Consider the following 4,542-nt stretch of genomic DNA (forward strand, 5'->3'; position numbering starts at 1 on the left):
TTCGCATTGTATTCGTAGTTCCGCCAGAGCATCCAATCCTTGAATGCGCGGTAAGCGAGGAATCCTTCTTGATATGCAAAGAACTCGTCGAACATTAGCCCGAAAAATTGTCGGTAAATCTCGGTCGCATCTTCATTGGCGATGTCCGCGGCTGCTTCGATCTTTTTCGCATCGGTTGTGTCGTTTGGTTCTAGGAGACGGAGTTTGAGTTGGTGCTTCTGCTGCATGACGGCATGGAAGCGTTCAGTGAATTTGAGGAAAAACTCGGTCTGCTTCATGAGGGTGTTTAAACGTGCAGTCGCAAAGTACGCGATTGCCCCGGCCCCAAAAACCGTTACCAGCGACCCCATTAGGGGTATCCATTTATCCATGACAGCATCCCGAAGAACACTCGGATATCTTAGCTCATTTCAGATGTCGTCAAAGCGACTTGGCAACAAAGATCGTTACCTTCCTAACGTTAACGAGCGCATTTCCAAATTCAGAAGGGGGGTCCGATGAAAACCCCGACCGAGCATATCCTGACGCCTAAACTCTCAGTGCAAGCCCGGCTTCCCATTGATGACCGTATCGAGCGGGCTGCTCAGCTCGTTCTTCGTGCGCGAATCTTCTTTGAAATTTGGCTTTACTTCGAAGGCCGCGACACGCGCGCGGGCATATTCAAGACCATGGAGGAGTATAGTGAGTTCTTCCGCTTCGCCCCGCACGCGCACTTTGTTGCGTTTATCGTATCCATCGCTGCTCTCTTCGATAAGCGTCGCGACACGATCACTCTGCCGGGCTTAGCGCGAGAGATGGCAAAAGCCAATCTCCTCCCCTTCCAAACCAAAGCTGAGGTGGACGCACTCATGGCTCAGGCGGTTCCGCTGGTGTCCAAGGTCGCGCTACTGCGGCACAATGCTTTCGCCCATCGAAGCGCCACGATCACATACGATGACGCGTTCAAAGCAGCGGCCGTGACTGCCCTCCAAATGCAGGACCTTACAGAAATCGCGTTGAAGGTCGCCAATCATCTTACACGGGCGAGAGGTCGCGGCGAGCATTTCTTCAATGAGCTTCCGCGAGAGGATGCGGAAGCGCTGATGAAGGCATTGGCTACCTAATACCCTTCCTCAGGAAGTGCTGGAAGTGTTTGTACATAGCGTGCCAAGGCACCTGCCTCATATTGCAAATCCATTTGGCGTTGGAACTCGCTGTACAGGACTTCAGCCTCGTCGCTGAGCGATTGTGAGTAAGCACTCAGCTCCGGAGTCTGAGCCGGGCTCGTACCCAGTATCAAATAAGCTCCAGTTAGCGCGGCGATGAACTGGCCGAGGCCCGCAAAGAACTCACCAAGAGCACTGAGGAGCGCGATAAACACCGGCATCGTTCCTCCGTCTAGATTGAGTCGCTACGACGATGCTAACCCGATTCGGTCTCGCGTGGCCCCGGACGAATCTTGCGAATCTTCTGTCCAAAACGTGTATTTGTTGCGAGAGAAGAGTTTGAGTGAGTCCAGGAGTCGATCCCCTAAAGGGAGGCTACTGGCGGGCTCGCCGATCCGGTACGGGGTAGGTCAATAGTTAATGGCTCGAATTGGCACAGGCGGTGTGCCCCAGCGCCTGCCCTCGCGTACTGAAAAACATCGGTGATTGGGAAGAATAAAAAAATAAACAAAATTGGAAACTGAGGCCACGATGAGCGAAGTCATTCCGAAAGTTGCCGTGGGAGGCAACACAGTGACGCTGGTCGATCAGCGAGAGCAGCCAATCACGGGGACCGATCCCATGACGCCGAAGCGAGCCGCGTTCATGGGCCGGAGCCTATTGGCGTGCGCAGCCGTGGCCGCCTTCAAACAGTTACCCCAAGGCGGCCTCGTCGGCGATGCGGCGCTACCGGCGTTGAAGTGGGTCGTGACGTCGCAAAAGGAATCAAAACAGCCGGTGATCATCTTCTCGATCCCGGGCGAAACTGATCTCACCTTCGTGCTGACGACGCAACAAGAGCGGGAACTGGGACAAGCGCTGATCGCCCACGCAGATGGCTTGCCTGCCCCAGCGAAGCCGCCGGAACCGTCGATGCACTAGCATGAGGAACAATCTCGCGCGAGCACGACCTGATGAATGGCTTCGAGGCGACTTGTTCCCCTTTATCGAAGAGTGCTGGAGCAATTCGGTCGCGCTCGTTGCGCTCAACAATGTCGTCGCGGCTCGGCTGACTGCGATCGACGAAATTTTTCATTCGGTCCACGGCGCCTTTAAGCCAAAGGATGAGACACAGCTCGTCCCGGTGTTGCTGTTTCTGCGATCCTTCAGCGCCTTCCGCGCTTCGGTCATGGTGGGGCTGAGCCTGCCGACAGATGCCTTCCCTTTACAGCGATCGTGCTTGGAGTACGCTGGCTACGCTAAACTAGTGGCGGCGCAACCGGAGCTGGCGAAGCTGTGGCTTCAGCGAGACGACAACCTCGCCGAGGTGCGCAAGAAATTCAGCAATCGAGCGGTGCGGGAGGCGATCGAGAAAGACGACGCGGAGTTGGGCGGTATCTATCAACACCTATACGAGCTGAGCATCGACTTCGGGGCGCACCCTAACGAAAAAGGCGTGTTGGGGAGCGTCGTGAAGGGCTCGCTGGCGACCGGTAACATGCAAGTCATGATGCTGCCGGGCGATAGCCTGCAGTTGCAGCACGGCCTGAAAACTTGCGCCAGAATTGGAATCTGCAGCCTGAAGATTTTCAATCTGATTTTCCGCGATCACTTCGCGAAGTTCGACTTCGATGCCAAGATCGCGGCGGCCTCGAAGTCATTCTAACTCCTTAGTTCTACCAAAACCGCCGGACTGCTCCCTGCATTTCCCTAATCGCCTTCATAGGCGGTGAGTTGTGGAATTCCCGAGCCGCCTTCATGGCAGGCGAATTGAGAAACTCCCGAGCCGCCTTCATCGCGGGCGAATTGTGAAACTCACGGGCCGCTTTCATCGCGGGTGAGTTGTCAAACTCCCGAACCGCCTTCATCGCGGGTGAGTTATTCAAATCTCGGATCATCTTCATATAAGGCAAGTTCTCGACTTCCCGCATGATCTTGACGTGGGGAGAGTTATCTACCTCCCGCATGATTTTCTCGGCAAAGGCAAGGGATGAAAACTGACGATCCGGCGGCGGAGCCGTAACGAGGGGTCTGGCACGATCGCGCGCTGCTTCCAAAAACATAGCGCCATGCTCTTTCCACTTCACCTGCCAGCGACGCAAGATCGTTTCATCAGTCACGCCCCAGTCAGAGCCAGTCCGAAGCACCTGCTTCATTGCCGATGTCGGTTTTAGTGAGCTGTCGGCGACGAGAAGGTCCGCAACCCTTGCAAGGTGAGGCTGATCAGCCTTCCCTGTTCCGGCCGGTCGGCCACGGCCCCGTTTTGTAACTTCGGTCATTGCGAATCTCCGTTTCGGTCTGATCACCAATCTAGACTTTTAAGGCAGCCATTCCAGCGAGATGAAACAGGCAGTCAAGATTTTTGACGAGGATATTTCGAATCGGGCCGGGTCGAGAGCGAGGAAAAATACTGAATTATTCTCGCTCGTAGGGCGTGCTAGGTGCGGGCCGATCACCATCGGAAGACTATCAAAATCCCGACTCCCAGTAGTGTAACAGCGCCAACAGCCGTGACCACTCGCCGCCAATTCGAACTCGCCGCACTACTCTTGCTGATCTCATTGGCTGGCAACGCTTGGAATCGGCGGAAAAATCCCTGAAGCTCATCCTTTAGGCTGGGCGGCTGGTATAATCGATCGTAAGCGTCGAGCGCCCACAGCATTGCAATGCAAGCCAGCCGAAGAGTATCGACCAAGCCGCCAGTGTTCGGCGCAACGTTGAGAGACTGGATTCGTCCATTTGCATCGAAGACGAAATATCGCTGGATTGAGTCCGCTGTGACATGCACGTCAGCAGACGCGTACCGATAGACCAGCTGGTACAAGTCCGGGCAGTGGTCTGCGGCGACCTGCTCCCATTTGATATCTGGGATTTTCGTAGAATCCGCTACTAAAGCCTCCATCTGCGAAATCTCTTCCGCCGGATAATGCTTCCTGTATTCCGGGTTCTGCAAGGTGATGTTGGCAACGATCCGCAGGCGGCGTTGGTGTGCCTTAACAAGCTGATCAACGAACGTCGGATTAACCGCGAGGGCCTGAAGCGCGATGCCACTTTCGGCGGCACTACGGATCGCGGTGCGCGCGTCGCCGATCATGCCGTTTTCGGCGAGTAAAATCGCAGCTTGAAATGACTGATGCGCCCGAACAAAAACGCCAGAAAAAGTAAAATGCCGAGGTTCCGCAATCGGCGCGCTGTGCTGGCGGAGCAGGTCGGTGCCCTTGCGCGCGAGATCATCCGCGAGATCAAGCCATGGCTTGCTCTCAGGGCGCGCTCTAACGAATGAGCCGAAGTTTGATTCCGATTCGAAAACTCTAGCTCTTGTCATAAGGGCAAATCCAGCGGGAAAGACATTCTGTCGTGTCCGTGTTTGTCCAAAAGCATCTCGTAAAAATAGTTCAACGAGCGCGGGATACCCGCT

Annotated in this window: 7 protein-coding genes; 3 read left to right on the forward strand and 4 right to left on the reverse strand. The window is 55.2% G+C overall.

The window, feature by feature from the left end:
* The coding region (locus ABSE61_RS36115) for a hypothetical protein (protein ID WP_423875939.1) at positions 1-371 on the reverse strand (371 nt) is incomplete at its 3' end.
* A gap of 126 nt (positions 372-497) precedes the next feature.
* Between ABSE61_RS36115 and ABSE61_RS36120 the strand changes: the two genes are divergently transcribed.
* Positions 498-1,103 (forward strand): AbiU2 domain-containing protein, encoded by a 606-nt coding sequence (locus tag ABSE61_RS36120; RefSeq protein ID WP_423875940.1) that lies wholly within the window; start codon positions 498-500, stop codon positions 1,101-1,103.
* Here the strand turns inward: ABSE61_RS36120 and ABSE61_RS36125 are convergent.
* Positions 1,100-1,366, reverse strand: a complete 267-nt coding sequence (locus ABSE61_RS36125; protein WP_423875941.1) for a hypothetical protein — start codon at positions 1,364-1,366, stop codon at positions 1,100-1,102. The genes ABSE61_RS36120 and ABSE61_RS36125 overlap by 4 nt on opposite strands.
* A gap of 352 nt (positions 1,367-1,718) precedes the next feature.
* Between ABSE61_RS36125 and ABSE61_RS36130 the strand changes: the two genes are divergently transcribed.
* Both ABSE61_RS36130 and ABSE61_RS36135 read left to right on the forward strand, forming a co-directional pair.
* Positions 1,719-2,066 carry a hypothetical protein gene (locus ABSE61_RS36130; RefSeq protein WP_423875942.1) on the forward strand — a complete coding sequence of 116 codons (348 nt, stop codon included), beginning with the start codon at positions 1,719-1,721 and terminating at the stop codon, positions 2,064-2,066.
* A 1-nt stretch (position 2,067) separates the two neighbouring features.
* Positions 2,068-2,790: a hypothetical protein gene (locus ABSE61_RS36135; protein ID WP_423875943.1), complete on the forward strand. Its 723-nt coding sequence runs from the start codon at positions 2,068-2,070 to the stop codon at positions 2,788-2,790.
* A 10-nt stretch (positions 2,791-2,800) separates the two neighbouring features.
* Here the strand turns inward: ABSE61_RS36135 and ABSE61_RS36140 are convergent, their stop codons facing one another.
* Positions 2,801-3,403, reverse strand: a complete 603-nt coding sequence (locus tag ABSE61_RS36140; RefSeq protein ID WP_423875944.1) for a hypothetical protein — start codon at positions 3,401-3,403, stop codon at positions 2,801-2,803.
* Positions 3,404-3,576: 173 nt separating this feature from the next.
* Positions 3,577-4,542 (reverse strand): DUF5677 domain-containing protein (locus ABSE61_RS36145; protein WP_423875945.1); only part of this gene is annotated, 966 nt, incomplete at its 5' end.

It is taken from the genome of Bradyrhizobium sp. (genome assembly GCF_049519115.1).
Taxonomy (GTDB): Bacteria; Pseudomonadota; Alphaproteobacteria; order Rhizobiales; family Xanthobacteraceae; genus Bradyrhizobium.

Bases quoted from the DNA above. Each gene is read 5' to 3' on its own strand.
- ABSE61_RS36135 (WP_423875943.1), top strand. From the start codon at position 2,068: ATGAGGAACAATCTCGCGCGAGCACGACCTGATGAATGGCTTCGAGGC.
- ABSE61_RS36120 (WP_423875940.1), top strand. From the start codon at position 498: ATGAAAACCCCGACCGAGCATATCCTGACGCCTAAACTCTCAGTGCAA.
- ABSE61_RS36125 (WP_423875941.1), bottom strand. From the start codon at position 1,366: ATGCCGGTGTTTATCGCGCTCCTCAGTGCTCTTGGTGAGTTCTTTGCG.
- ABSE61_RS36140 (WP_423875944.1), bottom strand. From the start codon at position 3,403: ATGACCGAAGTTACAAAACGGGGCCGTGGCCGACCGGCCGGAACAGGG.